Below are 17,561 nucleotides of genomic sequence, written 5' to 3'. Positions count from 1 at the left end.
GAGAGGCGGGCGGGCGGCGCGGCGGACACCGAGGTCCGTGAGGGATACACCGAGGTCCGTGAGGGGTGCACCGGCCCGTGGCTTAGGGTCGCGGTCATGCCCGACATACCGCTGACCACGCTCGCCCTCCTGTGCCTCGCCGCCCTCGCGGCCGGCTGGATCGACGCGGTGGTGGGCGGGGGCGGACTCCTGCTGCTGCCGACGCTGCTGCTCGGGCTCCCCGCGAGCACCCCGGCGGCGTACGCGCTCGGCACCAACAAGGCGGTCGCGATCGTCGGCACGTCCGCGGCGGCGGTGACGTACGCCCGCCGGACCCCGGTGGACGTACGGCTGGCCGTACGCATCGGTCTGGCCGCGCTCGCCGGGTCGTCGGCCGGGGCGTTCTTCGCGGCCGGGATGAGCACCGAGGTCCTCAAACCGGTGATCATGGTGGTGCTGCTCGGTGTCGCGGCCTTCGTGATCCTGCGCCCCGCCTTCGGCACCGCCCCGGCGCCCGGCCCGGTCGGCCGCCGTCGCGTCCTCGCCGCGATCGGCCTCGCGGGCCTGGGCATCGGCTTCTACGACGGGTTCATCGGACCCGGCACCGGTACGTTCCTGGTGCTCGCCCTCACCGCCGTACTGCACCTCGACCTGGTGTCGGCCTCCGCCACCGCGAAGATCGTCAACTGCTGCACCAACGCGGGAGCCCTCGCGATGTTCGCCTGGCAGGGCACGGTGCTGTGGCAGCTGGCCGCGCTCATGGCCGTCTTCAACCTGGCCGGCGGCACCCTCGGCGCCCGTACGGCCCTGAAGAAGGGCAGCGGCTTCGTCCGGATCGTGCTGCTGACGGTCGTGCTGGCGCTGGTGGCGAACCTGGCGTACGCGCAGTGGGTGGCCTGACGGAATTCGGTTGCCGGTCCGGTCGGGGTTTCCCCTACGGTGACCGGATGACCACCCAAGTGATCGTGCTGAACGGCGGTTCCAGCTCGGGCAAGACCGGGATCGCCCGGTGCCTCCAGGCCGTCCTGCCGCGGCCGTGGCTGGCCTTCGGGATCGACGCGCTGGTCGACGCGATGCCCGCGTCCCTGCGGGCGTCGGACGCCGGGATCGACTTCACCCCGGACGGCGGGGTGGACATCGGACCGCGGTTCCGGGAGCTGGAGGCGGCCTGGATGGCGGGGATCGCCGCGACGGCACGGGCGGGCGCCCGGATCGTCGTCGACGACGTCTTCCTCGGCGCGGCCGCGTCCCAGGACCGGTGGCGCAAGGCCCTCGACGGGCTGGACGTGCTGTGGGTCGGCGTCCGCTGCGCCGCCGAGGTGGCCGCGGGCCGCGAGACGGCCAGGGGGGACCGGGCCTCGGGAATGGCCGAGACCCAGGCGGAACTCGTGCACCGGGGCGTGGTCTACGACCTGGAGGTGGACACCACCCGCGCCGAGTCCCTGGCCTGCGCGCGGACCATCGCCGCCCGGGTGGACTGAGCGCGCCGGACGAGGTGGGACCGGGGGACGGCCCGGCGGTGGCCGCGCGGGGAGGCGCGGAGCCGGGGGGCCGGCCGGGCATGGGTGCGTCGGGGCTCAGCGGCTGTCGGTGAGATGGGCGAAGACGACCACGTTCCCCTGGTACCCGGTGCTGCGCGAGTAGCCGCCACCGCAGGTGATCACCCGTAGCTCGGGGCGTTTCGAGGCCCCGTAGACCTTCTCGTCGGGGAAGTCCTTCGCCTCGTAGACCTCGATCGCGTCGACCGTGAAGAGCGCGACACTGCCGTCGCGCCGGTCCACCTCGATGGCGCTGCCCTTGCGCAGGGCGCCCAGGTCGTAGAAGACGGCGGGTCCTTCGGTGTTGTCGACGTGGCCCGCCACGATCGCGGTGCCGGTCTCGCCCGGGGTGGTGCCCGCCTCGTACCAGCCGGCGAGGTTCTTGTTCCCGGCGGGCGGGACGTCGAGGCTGCCGGTGCTCGTCAGACCGAGCCCCGTCAGCGGGGCGTTCACGCGTATCGACGGTATGCGGATGCGGTCGGGCGGGGACGGCGGCAGCGCGGGGGCGGCGGCACGTTCGCCGCCCGGGTCGGCGTGCGCCTGCGCGGCGGAGGGCTGCGGCGGGGCATGGATGCCGATCGGATCGCGCAGCAGCAGCACGCCCGAGCAGAGCGCGACGACGCTGACGGTGGCTATGGCGGTGTTCCCGACCCTGGACATGCCTGCCTCCTCTTCTCCTTCTCCTCCCCCTGCCTCCCGGAAGTCCTTTCCTCTCCCTCTCCCCGGGAAGTCGGCGTCTCCCGGGCGGTCGGTCCCCGTGCCCCCTCCGGGCCGCGAGGGGCGTCGGACCCGGAGGGGAGGGGACATGCGGTACCGGCGGACGGACAGCGGAGGGTGTCCGTCAGATCCCGTCGCCTCTCGCCCGGCGATGCAGGAGCCAGGTACCGCCCGCGGCGGCCACGGCGAGCGCCGTCAAGCCTGCCGCGGTCTGCACGGGGTCGGGGCCGAGTGCGCCGCCGACCCCCGTCTTCACGCTTCCTCTCGGTTGCACCTGCCCGGACAGGGCGGTCAGGGTGACGTTCAGGTCGCCCGTGACCTGCCGGCCGCCCTTGGCGCAGGCCGCGACGATCTCGTACGTCCCCGGCTGCGCGCTCGGCGGCACCCGGAACTGCCCGATCGCGTCGTTCTCGTGGGTGCTGGGCGCCAGCGTGAACAGCCCGGCGCCCACCGCGCTGGCGTCCCCCGCGGCCGAACCGCCGTTGCCGCACGCCGCGGTGTTCACCGTGACCTGCCCGCCCGGCACGGTGGTGGACGGGTACACCTCCAGGCTGCCGGTGGCACCGCCGTAGGCGGGCGCGGCCACCGCGCCGGCGGCGGCCACGGCGAGCGCGGTGCCGGTCAGCAGACGGGCGGTACGTCGCATCGGTGCTCCCTCGGCTCGTGGCGGGGCGACGGCCCGCGACACCCTGGAATGCCGCTGCGTCGGTCGTGCCCCGCTTCTCCGAGGTAAGTGGCAGCGGACCCGGACCGCTTCCTGAGGGAGCGTCAGAATTGCGGTGAACGGGTGTCACGAAATCCGGCGCGGATCCCGGACCGCCGCTGTTTCGGCAGGTCACAGGCGTGCGACGGCGCACGGAGGAAGATCCGTGAAGGATGCGCGGCGGGGGGATGAACGGGTGAGACGCGACCGGGGCCGGTGCCCCGAAGGGACCGGCCCCGGCCGCGTCGGAGCTCCGCGGTCAGCTCACGCTCACCGCGCTCCAGGCCGCGGCCACCGCCGCGTACTCCGGGCTGCTCGCTCCGTACAGGTCCTTCGCCGCGTTCAGGGTCGCCGTCCGGGCGCCCGCGTACTTCGTCGAGGACGTCATGTAGACCGTCAGCGCCCGGTACCAGATCGCGCCCAGCTTGTCGCGGCCGATGCCGGTGACCGTCGAGCCGTTGCAGGTGGGCGAGTTGTAGCTCACGCCGTTGACGGTCCTCGCACCGCTGCCCTCCGCGAGGAGGTACGCGAAGTGGTTGGCGACGCCCGAGGAGTAGTGCACGTCGAGGTTGCCGACCGAGGAGCTCCAGCAGTCCGCGGAGTTGCCGTCCTTCGAGGGCTGGTCCATGAAGCGCAGGGCGGCCTTGCCGAAGCCCGACCGGACGATCTCCTCGCCGATCAGATAGTCGCCCGGGTCCGAGGCGTTGTTCGCGTACCACTCCACCAGGGTGCCGAGGATGTCGGAGGTCGCCTCGTTCAGGCCGCCCGGCTCGCCGGAGTAGGTCAGCGCTGCCGTCTTGGACGTGACGCCGTGCGACATCTCGTGGCCCGCCACGTCCAGCGCGACCAGCGGGCCGAACGTCGTCCCGTCACCGTCGCCGTACGTCATGCAGAAGCAACTGTCGTCCCAGAAGGCGTTGTTGTAGTTGTTGCCGTAGTGGACACGGTTGTACGAGCCCTTGCCGTCACCGGCGATGCCGTTGCGGCCGTGGACGTTCTTGTAGTAGTCCCAGGTCGTGTTCGTGCCGTACTGGGCGTCCACCGCGGCCGAGGCGCGGTCGGAAGTCGCCCCCGTGCCCCAGTGGTTGTCGGCGTCCGTGAAGACCGTCGACGGCGCCCGGCTGATGCAGATGCCGAAGATGCACAGGTCGGTCTTGTTGGCGGCGTCGCCCGTGTACGTGTTGCCGCGGGTCGCGTCCTTGAGCTGGTACGTCGATCCCGACAGCGTCGTCTCCAGCGGCACCGTGCCGCCGTACAGCGACTGCCCGTCGCCCGTCGCCGTCTCGATGCTGTCCCAGGCGTCGATCCGGGCGCCGGTGCGGGCGTCGGTCAGCACCGTGCGGGCCACCGGGTTGCCGAGCGAGTCGAGGGCGGCCACGTCGGTGCGCCAGGCGAGCCGTGGGCTGCCGTGCAGCGCGTCGACGATCAACTGCGGCTTGGCCGTGACCTTGCGCAGGGTCTGGCCGGGACGGGCGGCGCGCAGCGCGGTCGCCGCGGCGTCGGCGGCCTTCGGGGCGGAAAGGGCGGGGGTGATCGAGGGCAGGTCGAGGGTGCCCCGGGTCGCCCGGTCCGTGCTGCGGTACGTCCCGTCCGGGGCCAGGTGGACCACGAAGTCGCCGCCCAGGACGGGGAGTTCGCGGTAGGTGCGGTCGTAGCGGACGTGCTGCGCGCCGTCCTTGTCGATGATCACGTCGCGGACCCGGGTGTGCTGGACGGAGGTCAGGCCGAGGGCGTCCGCCCGGTCGGCGACGACCGTCGCGGCGTTGCGGAGCGCGGTGGCCCTGGTCGGTCTGTCGGCCGCGTCGGCGGCGGGGGAGAGCGCGGCGGCCAGCAGGGTGGCGGTGGTGGCCACCACGCCGGCGGCGGCGAGACGGCGGGACCTGCGAACCGAGCTGACGTACTGCCGTATCCGACTCATCGGTCTCCTCGGAAAGGCGCCATCGGGCGCGTGGGGGGCGCTGGATGTGCTCCGCAAGATTTAAGGGGGCATGACATGTCATGTCCATAGCCCTATCGGGAGGAGATGTGAGGGCTGAGAATCGTTTCTGCAACGCTGCGACGGCGTGGCTGTACAGGTGGGAGACCGAGTGAGCGTGCGGGAGCAACTTCCCTTCTTCGTCTACGGGACGCTCCGGCCCGGTGGGCGCTATCACGACGCCTACCTGCGCGGCCGGACCCGTTCCGCGCACCCGGCCCGACTCGCGGGCGCGGTGCTGTACGACGGACCCGGATACCCGTACGCCGTGGAGGAGCCCGGCGGCGGCGGGGTGCGCGGGGAACTGGTCACCGTCCCGGTGGACGCGTACGACGAGCTGCTGGCCGAGCTGGACCGGCTGGAGGAGTACGTGCCCGGCGATCCGCGCAGCCTCTACCTGCGCGTCGAGCGCGAGGTCGGCCGGGACGCCGACGGCGCGGCCGTGCGCGCCTGGGTGTACGTCGCCGCCCCGGCGGTCGCCGAGCGCCTGCGGGCGGACGGCAGGATCGTCGAGGGCGGCGACTGGCGGGCCTGCGGCTGACCTGGTCCGCGGTCCGCGGTCCTGGTCGGCGGCGCGCTTTGCCCGGGCCGGTCCGCCGGCCGGTTCACCGGGCGGTGGTCAGGGCCCGCTTCACCCCGGGCTCCTTGGGGCCGAGGAAGTGCGGGTCCGGTTCGAACAGCACGTCCAGCGCGGCCTTGCCCGCCGCGAAGACCTCCCGGGTGCCGCCGTAGTACCAGGTCGCGTCGTGCTTGGCGTCGACACCGACGCCGTACGACCGCACCCCCGCCGCCTCGCACAGCGCGACCGCCCGCCGGATGTGGAAGCCCTGGCTGATCAGTACCGCCCGGTCCACGCCGAAGATCTTCTTGGCGCGGACGCAGGAGTCCCAGGTGTCGAAGCCTGCGTAGTCGCTGACGATCCGCGCGGCGGGCACGCCGTGCTTCGTCAGATAGGCGCGCATCGCGTCCGGCTCGTCGTAGTCCTCGCGGCTGTTGTCGCCGGTGACGAGGACGACCTCGATCCGGCCGGCGCGGTAGAGGGTGGCCGCCGCGTCGAGGCGGTGCGCGAGGTACGGCGAGGGCTCGCCGTCCCACAGTCCCGCGCCGAAGACGACGGCGACCTCCGTGCGGGGCGCGTCGGCGGTGGTGCGCAGCCGGTCGCCGGTCGAGACGTACAGCCAGGTGATCGGGGTCAGCGCGAGGACGCACACGGCCATCACGGCCTGCACCGCGCGCCGCCGGCCCGCGCGGGTGCGCGGCAGACGAGGTCGGCCCAGCTTCGGTCGGCGCATCGGACGGTCCCTCCCCAGGTGGCCGCGGCGGGGCGCCGTGGCCGCTCTCGACCATGAAGGACGCGGACCACGGGGTCCGGGTTCGCCGCCCACGGTGTGAGCGGACTCACGTTCGATGCCGTCGCCGCAGGTCACGGTACCTCACACACTCCGCGTGCCCCGTCGTGAACCCATGGAAAAAACCCGTCACTCCCATGCAACGGGAAGGCAATGTCCTGCCGTCACGATCGGTCCATGACGGTGTCGCTCTCCTCCTCCGACGGGTTTGACCACCGCCGCCCCGGCAGCCCGCTGCCCGGCGGCGCCCACCTCGACAGCACGGCGCACCTGATGAACCGGATCGGCACGCAGCTCGCCGGCCGGCTCAGTCTCGTCGCCCTCGACGGCAGCCGGCGCCCCGCCCCGCCCCCGCTCGTCCTGGTGGCCCACGGCAGCCGCGACCCGCGCGCCCTGGCCACGGTCCGAACCCTCCTCGACCGGGTCCGCGAGCTGCGGCCCGGACTGGCCGTGCACCTCGGCCACATCGAGCTGAACGAGCCCCTGCTCGCCGACACGCTCGCCGCCCTCGACGCGCGCGACGTGCCCGAGGCCGTGCTCGTGCCGCTGCTCCTCGGCCGCGGTCACCACGTCAAACAGGACATCCCGCGGACGGCGGCGGGCGCCCGGGTGCGCACGCGCGTGGCGGCCCCGCTCGGCCCGCACCCGCTGCTCGTCGAGACCCTGTACGAACGTCTGGTCGAGGCAGGCTGGCGGGCCCGGATGAGCGACGCGCAACGCCGGGCGAGCGGGGTGGTGCTGGCCGCGGCCGGCTCCCGCGACCCGGAGTCGGCGCTCGACACCCGGGCCACGGCCCGGCAGCTGGCCGAACGGCTCGGCGTCCCGGTGCTCCCCGCGTACGCCTCCGCCGCCGCGCCGGACGTCCGCACCGCCGTGCGCGCGCTGGCCGGGCGCGGCCGCCACCGGGTCGCGGTGGCCGGGTACTTCACCGCGCCCGGCCGGTTCGCCACCCAGAGTGCCGAGGCCGCCCCCTGGCTCGCCTCCGCCCCCCTCGGCGCCCACCCGGCGATGGCCCGCCTGGTCCTGCACCGCTACGACCGGGCACGCGCGGCCGGCGAGACCGGCCTTGCCGACACGACCGCACCCGCGACAGCCACGGAGGGCACAGTCCCCGCCGCGCCCGCGACCCCGGCCGCACCCCCGCCCCCGGCGCGGATCCCGGCCTGAGGCCGAAGCGCGGCCGAGGAAGCCCGAAGGCGGGGCGCGGCCCGCAGGCGGGGGTGAACGTCCCGATTGTCACTGCCTGCGCTTACTGTCGTGGCATGGAAGGCACCACACCGCCCCGGACGTACGAGGACAGCGCACTGCCCGCCGGATACGACGGGCCGGCCGTCGAGCGCTGGTCCGCCGAGCCCGACAAACGCGCGGGCCGCACCGCCTTCCAGCGCGACCGCGCGCGCGTGCTGCACTCCGCGGCGCTGCGCCGCCTGGCCGGGAAGACGCAGGTCGTCACCCCGGGCACCCGCGGCCAGGGGTGGGACGCCAGCCCCCGCACCCGGCTCACCCACTCCCTGGAGTGCGCCCAGGTCGGCCGTGAGCTCGGGGCCTCCCTCGGCTGCGACCCCGACCTCGTCGAGGCGGCCTGTCTCTCCCACGACCTCGGCCACCCGCCCTTCGGGCACAACGGCGAACAGGCGCTGAACGAGTTCGCGGCCGACTGCGGCGGCTTCGAGGGCAACGCCCAGTCGCTGCGGCTCCTCACCCGCATCGAGCCCAAGCGCTTCGTCCGGGACCCGGCGGCGGCACCGGGCGCCGCCGCGGTGGGCGCCGACCTCGTCAGCGTCGGCCTCAACCTCACCCGTGCCGCACTCGACGCGGCCACCAAGTACCCCTGGCCGCGAGGCGCCCGTCCGGCCGACCCGGCCTCCCCGAAGTTCGGCGTCTACGAGGACGACCGGCCGGTCTTCGACTGGGTCCGCAAGGACGCCCCCGGCACTCGTGCCTGCTTCGAGGCCCAGGTCATGGACTGGGCGGACGACGTGGCGTACTCGGTGCACGACGTGGAGGACGGCCTGCACGCCGGCCATGTCGACCCCGGCTGTCTGCATGCCGAGCCCGAGCGCCAGGAGATCTTCGCCGTCGCCGTCGGCCGGTACGTGCCCGCGGACACCGACCCCGCCGAGCTCGCCGAGGCCCTGGACCGGCTCCTGGCGCAGGAGTGGTGGCCGCACGGCTACGACGGTTCGGCGGTCGCCCAGGCCCGCCTGAAGGACGCCACCAGCCAGCTCATCGGCCGCTTCTGCCTGGCCGCCGAGGGCGCCACCCGCGGCGCGTACGGCAGCGGACGGCTCACCCGCTACGGCGCCGAGCTCGTCGTCCCGCGCGAGGTCCGGCTGGAGTGCGCGGTCCTCAAGGCGGTCGCCGACCGCTATGTGATGCAGCGCGCCGAGCAGGAACTGCTCAGAGCCGACCAGCGGATCGTGGTCGCCGAACTGGCCGAGGCGCTCACCGCGCGCGCCCCGGAGGGACTGGACCCCCAGTTCCGCGCGCTGTTCGACCAGGCGGGTGACGACCGGGCGCGCAAGCGGGTGATCGTCGACCAGATCGCCTCCCTGACCGACGCCTCGGCCCGTTCGCTGCACGCCTGGCTGACGGCCCGGCGCAGCCCGTGAGCACCGTTCACTCCTGAGGCGGAAGAGCACCCGAACGTGACCTTGCGTGGCCTGATCGGGTCACCCCCTCTTCCCGCCCCACGCCGTGTGCGGGAGGCTCGCATGTGGCGGCACCCGCAGTGTTTTCCGGGGAGACACCCCCGAGACCCCCTGTAGGAGGCAACAAGTGGTCGACGCGGATCAGACATTCGTCATCGTCGGAGGCGGCCTGGCCGGGGCCAAGGCGGCCGAGACGCTCAGGACGGAGGGCTTCACCGGCCGCGTGATACTGATCTGCGACGAACGCGACCACCCCTACGAGCGCCCGCCCCTGTCCAAGGGCTATCTGCTGGGCAAGGAGGAACGCGACAGCGTCTTCGTGCACGAGCCCGCCTGGTACGCGCGCAACGACATCGAGCTGCACCTGGGGAACACCGTCACCGCTCTCGACCGGGTCGCCAGGACGGTCCGCTCCGGTGAGGACGGCACCCTCGCCCACTACGACAAGCTGCTGATCGCCACCGGTGCCGAACCCCGCCGCCTGGACGTCCCCGGCACGGACCTGGCCGGGGTGCACCATCTGCGCCGCCTCTCGCACGCCGAACGCCTCAAGGGGGTCCTCGCCTCCCTCGGCCGCGACAACGGCCACCTGGTGATCGCGGGCGCCGGCTGGATCGGCTTGGAGGTCGCCGCGGCGGCCCGCGAGTACGGTGCCGAGGTCACCGTCGTCGAGCCCGAGCCGACCCCGCTGCACGGCGTCCTCGGCCCCGAGCTGGGCAGCGTCTTCGCCGAGCTGCACCAGGAGCACGGCGTCCGCTTCCGCTTCGGCGTGCGCCTCACCGAGATCGTCGGCCAGGACGGCATGGTGCTGGCCGCCCGCACCGACGACGGGGAGGAACACCCCGCGCACATCGTTCTCGCGGCGATCGGCGCGGCCCCGCGGACCGCCCTCGCGGAGGCGGCCGGCCTGGAGCTCGCCGACCGGGCGCACGGCGGCGGCATCGCGGTCGACGCCCGGCTGCGCACCTCCGACCCCGACATCTTCGCCGCCGGTGACGTCGCCTCCTTCCCCCACCCGCTCTACGGCACCCGGCTGCGCGTCGAGCACTGGGCCAACGCCCTCAACGGCGGACCGGCCGCCGCCCGCGCGATGCTCGGCCAGGACGTCGCCTACGACCGCGTGCCCTACTTCTTCTCCGACCAGTACGACCTGGGGATGGAGTACAGCGGGTGGGCGCCCCCGGGGTCGTACGACCAGGTCGTGATCCGCGGCGACGCCGGCAAGCGCGAGTTCGTCGCCTTCTGGGTCAAGGAGGGCCGGGTGCTGGCCGGCATGAACGTGAACGTGTGGGACGTCACAGAGCCGATCCAGCAGCTGATCCGGTCCGGTGCCGCCGTGGACACCGAGGCGCTGGCGGACCCGCACGTGCCCCTGAACAGCCTGGTCTCCTGACCGGGTGCCCCGCCGGCCCCGGGAGTGTCGGTCCGGCCCCGTAGAATCGCATCGTGGCAGGACGGATCAACGACGAGGACGTGAAGGCGGTACGGGACGCGGTCCCGATCGACGCCGTCGTGTCCGAGTACCTCCAGCTGCGCAACGCGGGTGGCGGCAACCTCAAGGGCCTGTGCCCGTTCCACGACGAGAAGTCGCCGTCCTTCCAGGTCAGCCCGAGCAAGGGACTCTTCCACTGCTTCGGCTGCCAGGAGGGCGGCGACACCATCACGTTCGTGATGAAGGTCGACCACCTCACCTTCTCCGAGTCGGTCGAGCGCCTGGCCGCCCAGGCCGGCATCACCCTGCGCTACGAGGAGGGCGGCTACAACCCCGCCCACCAGCGCGGCGAACGCATCCGTCTGGTCGAGGCCCACAAGATCGCCGCCCAGTGGTACGCCGAACAGCTCGCCACCGGCCCCGAGGCCGACACCGGCCGGATCTTCCTCGCCGAGCGCGGCTTCGACCAGGCCGCCGCCGTCCACTTCGGCGTCGGCTACAGCCCCCAGGGCTGGGACCACCTCACCCGCTATCTGCGCGGCAAGGGCTTCACCGACAAGGAACTGACCCTCTCCGGCCTCGCCCAGGAAGGCCGCCGCGGCCCCATCGACCGCTTCCGCGGCCGACTGATGTGGCCGATCCGCGACATCGGCGGCGACGTCGTCGGCTTCGGCGCCCGCAAGCTGTACGAGACGGACAACGGCCCCAAGTACCTCAACACCCCCGACACCCCGATCTACCGCAAGTCCCAGGTCCTCTACGGCATCGACCTGGCGAAGAAGGACATCGCCAAGTCCAGCCGCGCCGTCGTCGTCGAGGGCTACACCGACGTCATGGCCTGCCACCTCGCCGGTGTCACCACCGCCATCGCCACCTGCGGCACCGCGTTCGGCGGCGACCACATCAAGATCCTCAGACGGCTGCTGATGGACAACGGCAGCGCCCGGGTGATCTTCACCTTCGACGGTGACGCGGCCGGCCAGAAGGCCGCCCTGCGCGCCTTCGAGGACGACCAGAAGTTCGCCGCCGAGACGTACATCGCGATCGCGCCGGACGGCATGGACCCCTGCGACCTGCGGCTCGCCAAGGGCGATGAGGCGGTCGCCGACCTGGTCGAACCACGCACCCCGCTCTTCGAGTTCGCGCTGCGCCAGATCGTCGTGCGCTACGACCTGGACACCCCCGCGGGCCGCGCCGCCGCCCTCGACGAGGCGGCCCCGATCGTCGCCCGGATCAAGAACAGCGGCGCCCAGCACGAGGTCGCCGTCCAACTGGCGGGCATGCTCGGCATCCTGGACACCCAGTTCGTGGTCAAGCGGGTGGCACAGCTGGCCCGTTGGGCCCGCGACCGCGGCGGCAAGGGCCCGGCCCCGGCCCACGGCGGCGCCCAGCCCTACGAGGCCGCCCCGCGCCCCGCCGCGGGCGGCCCGGCCCTCAACCTCCGCAACCCCGTCTACGCCACCGAGCGCGAGCTCCTCAAACTCGCCCTCCAGCGCCCGGAACTGGTCTCCCCGGCCTTCGACGCGTACGGCGTCGACGAGTTCACCGCCGCGCCCTACGCCGCCGTGCGCCTGGCCGTCATGGAGGCGGGCGGCGCCGAGTACGGGATCCAGGACGGCCAGGAGTACCTGGTCCGGGTCCGCGAGGCCGCCCCCGACGACACCGTCCGCGCGATGGTGACGGAACTCGCGGTCGAGGCGATCATGCGCCGTACGGTGGACGAGAACTACGCGGGCGAGCAGCTGGTGACAGTGCGCAGACGGGCCGTAGAGCGCCGGATCCGGGACATCCAGTCCACCCTCGCCCGCCTGGGCTCCCAGGGCGACCCGGGCCAACTGGCCGCCGTGCAGAACGAACTGTGGATCCTCCAGCAGTACGACCAGACCCTGCGCGAGCAGGGCGCGGCCGCCCTCTGAGGCCCGGCCGGGCCCGGCGGTCCGCGGCGGTTTGAGTTCCGCGGGACTGCGTACCCGTAGGGGCGGGATCTGCGTGCGGTCACGGACCGGACGCAAAAAGTCACCGCACGCCCCTCGTGGCGGCGATGTGTCGTACTCCACACTGGGTTCCGGTGCCTGAGTCCTCGGAGCGCGGCCGACCCGTCATTCACGGGTCCACACCCCCCGCGATTCCGCTCATCGCGTACGGGACGGACGGCGGCAAGGCCGCCTGCCCCGTTGCCGAAGTACCGCTGCGCACACCTCAGCAGCGATCATCCTGGAGGTCGCCCCCGTGCAGACCCAGACCCTCACCCAGACCGACGCAAGCACGCACCGCGGCAAGAACGGCAGCGCGAACGGCCGTGAGAAGGCCCGCGAGAGCGGCGCCGCGGACGGCGCCGCGAAGAGCGGCAGGAACGGCGAAGGGAGCGCCGCGGACGGCGTCGAGCCGGACGCGCCGGCCGACGTGCTGGTCGCCGTGCCCCCGCAGGACCGTGCCGCCCACCACCCCGAGTCGGACGCCGAGGCGGACCCCGGGGCGGATCTCGACGATCCGCCCGAAGCGGCGGAACCCTCCGCCGAGGAGGTCGCCCGGGACGAGGCCCCCGAGCCCGTCGAACCGCCGCCCGCCCGCACCGAGAGCGCCAGCCCGTCCTCGGACCTGTTCCGCCAGTACCTGCGCGAGATCGGGCGCATCCCGCTGCTCACCGCGGCCGAGGAGGTCGAGCTCGCCCGCCGGGTCGAGGCCGGGCTGTTCGCCGAGGAGCGGCTGCTCAACACCCCCGACCTGGACAGCCAGTTGGCCCTGGACCTGGACCGTCTGGTGGTCCTCGGCCGGATGGCCAAGCGCCGTCTCATCGAGGCCAACCTGCGGCTGGTCGTCTCCGTCGCCAAACGGTACGTCGGCCGCGGCCTGACCATGCTCGACCTGGTCCAGGAGGGAAACCTGGGCCTGATCAGGGCGGTGGAGAAGTTCGACTACGCCCGCGGCTACAAGTTCTCCACCTACGCCACCTGGTGGATCCGCCAGGCCATGTCCCGCGCCCTCGCCGACCAGGCCCGCACCATCCGGGTGCCGGTGCACGTCGTGGAACTGATCAACCGGGTCGTGCGCGTCCAGCGCCGCATGCTCCAGGAACGCGGCTACGAGCCCACCCCGGAAGAGGTCGCGGGCCAGCTCGACCTGGCGCCCGAGCGGGTCAGCGAGGTGCTCCGCCTGGCCCAGGAACCGGTCTCGCTGCACGCGCCCGTCGGCGAGGAGGACGATGTCGCCCTCGGCGATCTCATCGAGGACGGCGACGCCGCCTCACCGGTGGAGTCGGCGGCGTTCCTGCTGCTCAGGCAGCACCTGGAAGCGGTCCTGTCGACCCTCGGCGAGCGCGAGCGCAAGGTCGTCCAGCTGCGCTACGGACTGGCCGACGGCCGCCCGCGCACCCTGGAGGAGATCGGCCGCATCTTCGGGGTGACGCGGGAACGCATCCGCCAGATCGAGTCCAAGACCCTGAACAAACTGCGCGACCACACCTTCGCCGACCAGCTCAGGGGCTACCTGGACTGAGGAGGGCCGCCCACCTCGTACGAGTGCGAGCGGCCCCCCGGGGTCGGCGGCGGTCGGCCGTCAGTCGACCTCGGCCACGGCCTGCGCGAACTGCGCCTGGTACAGCCGCGCGTAGGCCCCGCCCGCCGCGAGCAGTTCGGCGTGCGCGCCCTGCTCCACGATCGAGCCGTCCTCCATCACCAGGATCGTGTCGGCGTCCCGGATCGTCGACAGCCGGTGCGCGATGACGAACGACGTACGCCCGTGCGCCAGCTTCGCCATCGCCTTCTGGATCAGCACCTCCGTGCGGGTGTCGACGGAACTCGTCGCCTCGTCCAGCACCAGGATCACCGGGTCGGACAGGAACGCCCGCGCGATGGTGATGAGCTGCTTCTCACCGGCGCTGACCCCGCTGCCCTCGTCGTCGATCACGGTGTCGTAGCCCTCGGGCAGCGTGCGCACGAACCGGTCGGCGTGCGCGGCGCGCGCCGCCTCCTCGATCTCCCCGCGGGTGACCTCCCGCGAGGCGCCGTACGCGATGTTCTCGGCGATCGTGCCGCCGAACAGCCAGGTGTCCTGGAGCACCATGCCGATCCCGGCGCGCAGTTCGTCCCGGGACATCTCCGCGATGTCGACGCCGTCGAGGGTGATCCGCCCGCCGGTGACGTCGTAGAACCGCATGAGCAGGTTGACCAGCGTGGTCTTGCCCGCGCCGGTCGGGCCCACGATGGCGACCGTGTGCCCGGGCTCCACCTTCAGCGACAGGTCCTCGATGAGCGGCTTCTCGGGGTCGTAGCGGAACGACACGTGCTCCAGCGCGACCCGCCCGCGCAGCTCCTCGGGCTTGGCGCCCGGCACCGGATCGGCCTGCTGCTCCTCGGCGTCGAGGAGTTCGAAGATCCGCTCGGCGGACGCGACACCCGACTGCACCAGGTTCGCCATCGACGCGACCTGCGTCAGCGGCATCGAGAACTGGCGCGAGTACTGGATGAACGCCTGCACGTCACCGATCGACAGCGACCCGGAGGCCACCCGCAGACCGCCGACGACGGCCACCAGCACATAGTTGATGTTCGACACGAACATCATCAGCGGCTGCATGATCCCGCTGTTGAACTGCGCCTTGAAACCGGCCTCGTACAACGCGTCGTTCTGCTCGGCGAACAGCTTCGCCGACTCCTCCTGACGCCCGAACACCTTCACCAGGGTGTGCCCGGTGTACATCTCCTCGATGTGCGCGTTCAGCTTGCCGGTGGTGCGCCACTGCTGCACGAAGTGCGGCTGCGACCGCTTGCCCACCCGGGTGGCCACGACGAACGACAGCGGCACGGTCACCAGCGCGACCAGCGCCAGCAGCCACGACACCCAGAACATCATCACCAGCACACCGATGATCGTCAGCAGCGAGTTGATGAGCTGGCCCATCGACTGCTGGAGCGTCTGCCCGATGTTGTCGATGTCGTTGGTGGCCCGGCTGAGCACCTCGCCGCGCTGCCGCTTGTCGAAGTACGACAGCGGCAGCCGCGACAGCTTCGTCTGCACGTCCTCACGCACCCGGAACATGGTCCGGTTGACCGCCCGGTTCACCAGCCGCGTCGCGAACGCCATCAGCAGGCCCGCGAAGAGGAAGGTGCCCAGCGCGAGCAGCAGCACCTGGCCGACCGCGTCGAAGTCGATGCCCTGGCCGGGAGTGAAGTCCGTGCCGCGCAGCATGTCGGCGACGGCGCCGTTGCCCCGCGCCCGCATGGAGTCGAGGACCTGCTCCTTGGTGGCCCCGGCCGGCATCTGCCGGCCGACGATCCCCGCGAAGACCAGGTCGGTGGCCCGGCCGAGGATCTTCGGCCCGACCACGCTGAGGCCCACGCTCACCACCACGCACGTCAGCAGCGCGTAGATGGTGAGCCGTTCGGGCTTGAACTGCGCGACGAGCCGACGGCCCGACACCTTGAAGTCCAGCGAGCGGTTCTCCGGACCGCCCCCGGCCATCATCCGCCCCATGGGCCCGGCCATCAGGCAGCCTCCGCTTCGGTCAGCTGGGAGAGCACGATCTCCCGGTAGGTCTCGTTGTCCGCCATCAGTTCGTGATGGCGGCCGGATCCCACGACCCGGCCCTCGTCGAGCACGACGATCCGGTCGGCGTCGCGGATGGTCGACACCCGCTGGGCGACGATCACGACGGTCGCCTCGGAGGTCTCGGCGGTCAGCGCCGCGCGCAGGGCCGCGTCGGTGGCGTAGTCGAGGGCCGAGAAGGAGTCGTCGAACAGGTAGATCTCCGGGCGCTGCACCAACGTGCGCGCGATGGCGAGCCGCTGGCGCTGACCGCCCGACACGTTCGTGCCGCCCTGGGCGATCGGCGAGTCCAGGCCGTTCTCCAGCCGCTCGACGAACCCCTTGGCCTGCGCCACCTCCAGCGCGTGCCACAGCTCCTCGTCCGTGGCGTCCGGATTGCCGTAGCGCAGATTGGTCGCCACCGTGCCCGCGAACAGGTACGGCTTCTGTGGGACCAGCCCGACCGTGCGGGCCAGCAGCTGCGGATCGAGGTCGCGGACCTCGGTCCCGTCGACGAGCACCTCGCCGTCGGTGGCGTCGAACAGCCTGGGCACCAGCCCCAGCAGGGTCGACTTGCCGCTGCCGGTCGAGCCGATCACGGCCGTCGTCTCACCGGGGCGGGCCACCAGGTCGATCGCCTTCAGCACGGGCTCCTCGGCACCCGGGTAGCGGAATCCCGCCCCGCGGATCTCCAGATGACCGTGCCGGCTCAGCTCACGCACCGGCGCGACGGGCGGCACCACGCTGGAGGAGGTGTCCAGGACCTCCTGGATCCGCTCCGCGCACACCTCCGCGCGCGGCACCATCATGAACATGAACGTCGCCATCATGACGGACATGACGATCTGCATCAGATAGGCGAGGAACGCGGTCAGGTCACCGATCTCCATCCCGCCGCTGTCGATGCGGTGCGCGCCGAACCACACCACGGCGATCGACGACACGTTCACCGTCGTCATGACCACCGGGAACATCAGTGCCAGCAGGTTGCCGGTGCCCAGGGCCATCTCGGTGAGGTCGGTGTTGGCCTTCCGGAAACGCTGCTGCTCGTACTCGTCGCGCACGAACGCGCGGATGACCCGGTTGCCGGTGATCTGCTCGCGCAGCACCCGGTTCACGGTGTCCAGGCGCACCTGCATGGCCCGGAACAGCGGACGCAGCCGGCGCACGATCAGCGTCACACAGATGCCCAGCACCGGTACGACCGCGACCAGCACCGCGGACAGCGGCACGTCCAGGCCCAGGGCCAGGACGATGCCGCCCACACACATGATCGGCGCCGACACCATCAGGGTGAACGTCATCAGGGCCAGCATCTGGACCTGCTGCACGTCGTTGGTCGTCCGGGTGATCAGCGAGGGCGCGCCGAAGCGGCCCACCTCGCGCGCGGAGAACGACTGCACCCGGTCGAAGACCGCACCGCGCACGTCCCGGCCGAGCGCGGAGGCGGTACGCGCGCCGTAGTACACGGCACCGATGTTGCAGACGACCTGGGCCAGCGAGATGCCGACCATCAGACCGCCGCGGCTGAGGATGTAGCCCGTGTCACCGGCGACGACACCGTGGTCGATGATGTCCGCGTTGAGGGTGGGCAGGTAGAGGGTGGCGCAGGTCTGCAACAGCTGCAGCAGCACCAGGACGGTGATGGGTTTCCTGTAGGGCCTGAGATAGGTCCGCAGAAGTCGTATGAGCAC

General features: G+C 72.3%; 14 protein-coding genes. 8 read left to right on the top strand and 6 right to left on the bottom strand.

Features of this window, described 5'->3' with window-relative positions:
- The first annotated feature begins 96 nt into the window (after window positions 1-96).
- Window positions 97-879, top strand: coding sequence for a sulfite exporter TauE/SafE family protein (locus FNH09_RS00900; RefSeq protein WP_152884029.1), 783 nt, complete (start codon window positions 97-99; stop codon window positions 877-879).
- Window positions 880-926: 47 nt separating this feature from the next.
- Window positions 927-1,460, top strand: a complete 534-nt coding sequence (gene cpt / locus FNH09_RS00895; RefSeq protein ID WP_152884027.1) for a chloramphenicol phosphotransferase CPT — start codon at window positions 927-929, stop codon at window positions 1,458-1,460.
- A gap of 96 nt (window positions 1,461-1,556) precedes the next feature.
- Here cpt and FNH09_RS00890 read toward each other — a convergent pair whose 3' ends face one another.
- From FNH09_RS00890 to FNH09_RS00880, 3 genes are all read right to left on the bottom strand, one after another.
- Window positions 1,557-2,177 carry a class F sortase gene (locus FNH09_RS00890; protein WP_152884025.1) on the bottom strand — a complete coding sequence of 207 codons (621 nt, stop codon included), beginning with the start codon at window positions 2,175-2,177 and terminating at the stop codon, window positions 1,557-1,559.
- Window positions 2,178-2,358: 181 nt separating this feature from the next.
- Window positions 2,359-2,880 (bottom strand): hypothetical protein, encoded by a 522-nt coding sequence (locus tag FNH09_RS00885; protein WP_152884024.1) that lies wholly within the window; start codon window positions 2,878-2,880, stop codon window positions 2,359-2,361.
- A 316-nt stretch (window positions 2,881-3,196) separates the two neighbouring features.
- Window positions 3,197-4,855: a M4 family metallopeptidase gene (locus tag FNH09_RS00880; RefSeq protein ID WP_152884022.1), complete on the bottom strand. Its 1,659-nt coding sequence runs from the start codon at window positions 4,853-4,855 to the stop codon at window positions 3,197-3,199.
- A 175-nt stretch (window positions 4,856-5,030) separates the two neighbouring features.
- Between FNH09_RS00880 and FNH09_RS00875 the strand changes: the two genes are divergently transcribed.
- Entirely contained in the window at window positions 5,031-5,453 is a 423-nt protein-coding gene (locus FNH09_RS00875; RefSeq protein WP_162467942.1) for a gamma-glutamylcyclotransferase, read from the top strand.
- A 64-nt stretch (window positions 5,454-5,517) separates the two neighbouring features.
- Here FNH09_RS00875 and FNH09_RS00870 read toward each other — a convergent pair whose 3' ends face one another.
- The gene (locus FNH09_RS00870; RefSeq protein ID WP_152884017.1) at window positions 5,518-6,204 is read right to left on the bottom strand and encodes a SanA/YdcF family protein; all 687 of its coding nucleotides are present in this window, start codon (window positions 6,202-6,204) and stop codon (window positions 5,518-5,520) included.
- Window positions 6,205-6,534: 330 nt separating this feature from the next.
- Between FNH09_RS00870 and FNH09_RS00865 the strand changes: the two genes are divergently transcribed.
- The 5 genes from FNH09_RS00865 (at window position 6,535) to FNH09_RS00845 (ending at window position 13,839) form a co-directional block, all read left to right on the top strand.
- Window positions 6,535-7,428 carry a sirohydrochlorin chelatase gene (locus FNH09_RS00865; RefSeq protein WP_152884160.1) on the top strand — a complete coding sequence of 298 codons (894 nt, stop codon included), beginning with the start codon at window positions 6,535-6,537 and terminating at the stop codon, window positions 7,426-7,428.
- 95 nt (window positions 7,429-7,523) lie between these two features.
- On the top strand, window positions 7,524-8,873 hold the full coding sequence (locus FNH09_RS00860) for a deoxyguanosinetriphosphate triphosphohydrolase (RefSeq protein WP_152884015.1): 1,350 nt from the start codon (window positions 7,524-7,526) through the stop codon (window positions 8,871-8,873).
- Window positions 8,874-9,039: 166 nt separating this feature from the next.
- Window positions 9,040-10,305, top strand: coding sequence for an FAD-dependent oxidoreductase (locus FNH09_RS00855; protein WP_162467941.1), 1,266 nt, complete (start codon window positions 9,040-9,042; stop codon window positions 10,303-10,305).
- Window positions 10,306-10,358: 53 nt separating this feature from the next.
- Window positions 10,359-12,260, top strand: a complete 1,902-nt coding sequence (gene dnaG, locus FNH09_RS00850; RefSeq protein WP_162467940.1) for a DNA primase — start codon at window positions 10,359-10,361, stop codon at window positions 12,258-12,260.
- 313 nt (window positions 12,261-12,573) lie between these two features.
- Complete coding sequence (locus tag FNH09_RS00845) at window positions 12,574-13,839, top strand: RNA polymerase sigma factor (RefSeq protein ID WP_338017422.1); 1,266 nt, start codon at window positions 12,574-12,576, stop codon at window positions 13,837-13,839.
- Window positions 13,840-13,899: 60 nt separating this feature from the next.
- Here the strand turns inward: FNH09_RS00845 and FNH09_RS00840 are convergent, their stop codons facing one another.
- Together FNH09_RS00840 and FNH09_RS00835 are read right to left on the bottom strand one after the other, a co-directional pair.
- A complete protein-coding gene (locus FNH09_RS00840) occupies window positions 13,900-15,828 on the bottom strand; it encodes an ABC transporter ATP-binding protein (protein ID WP_152884013.1) in 1,929 nt (642 codons plus the stop codon).
- Window positions 15,828-17,561 (bottom strand): ABC transporter transmembrane domain-containing protein, encoded by a 1,734-nt coding sequence (locus FNH09_RS00835; protein ID WP_162467939.1) that lies wholly within the window; start codon window positions 17,559-17,561, stop codon window positions 15,828-15,830. The genes FNH09_RS00840 and FNH09_RS00835 overlap by 1 nt, the downstream gene beginning before the upstream one ends.

It is taken from the genome of Streptomyces adustus, assembly GCF_009377175.1.
Lineage (GTDB): Bacteria > Actinomycetota > Actinomycetes > Streptomycetales > Streptomycetaceae > Streptomyces > Streptomyces adustus.
The sequence above is the reverse complement of the archived record's forward strand: the minus strand, read 5'-3'. Positions and strand labels throughout refer to the sequence as shown.

Excerpts from the sequence above, each read along its gene's own strand:
- FNH09_RS00900 (WP_152884029.1), top strand. The coding sequence starts at position 97 with ATGCCCGACATACCGCTGACCACGCTCGCCCTCCTGTGCCTCGCCGCC.
- cpt (WP_152884027.1), top strand. The coding sequence starts at position 927 with ATGACCACCCAAGTGATCGTGCTGAACGGCGGTTCCAGCTCGGGCAAG.
- FNH09_RS00890 (WP_152884025.1), bottom strand. The coding sequence starts at position 2,177 with ATGTCCAGGGTCGGGAACACCGCCATAGCCACCGTCAGCGTCGTCGCG.
- FNH09_RS00885 (WP_152884024.1), bottom strand. The coding sequence starts at position 2,880 with ATGCGACGTACCGCCCGTCTGCTGACCGGCACCGCGCTCGCCGTGGCC.
- FNH09_RS00880 (WP_152884022.1), bottom strand. The coding sequence starts at position 4,855 with ATGAGTCGGATACGGCAGTACGTCAGCTCGGTTCGCAGGTCCCGCCGT.
- FNH09_RS00870 (WP_152884017.1), bottom strand. The coding sequence starts at position 6,204 with ATGCGCCGACCGAAGCTGGGCCGACCTCGTCTGCCGCGCACCCGCGCG.
- FNH09_RS00865 (WP_152884160.1), top strand. The coding sequence starts at position 6,535 with ATGAACCGGATCGGCACGCAGCTCGCCGGCCGGCTCAGTCTCGTCGCC.
- FNH09_RS00860 (WP_152884015.1), top strand. The coding sequence starts at position 7,524 with ATGGAAGGCACCACACCGCCCCGGACGTACGAGGACAGCGCACTGCCC.
- FNH09_RS00840 (WP_152884013.1), bottom strand. The coding sequence starts at position 15,828 with ATGGCCGGGCCCATGGGGCGGATGATGGCCGGGGGCGGTCCGGAGAAC.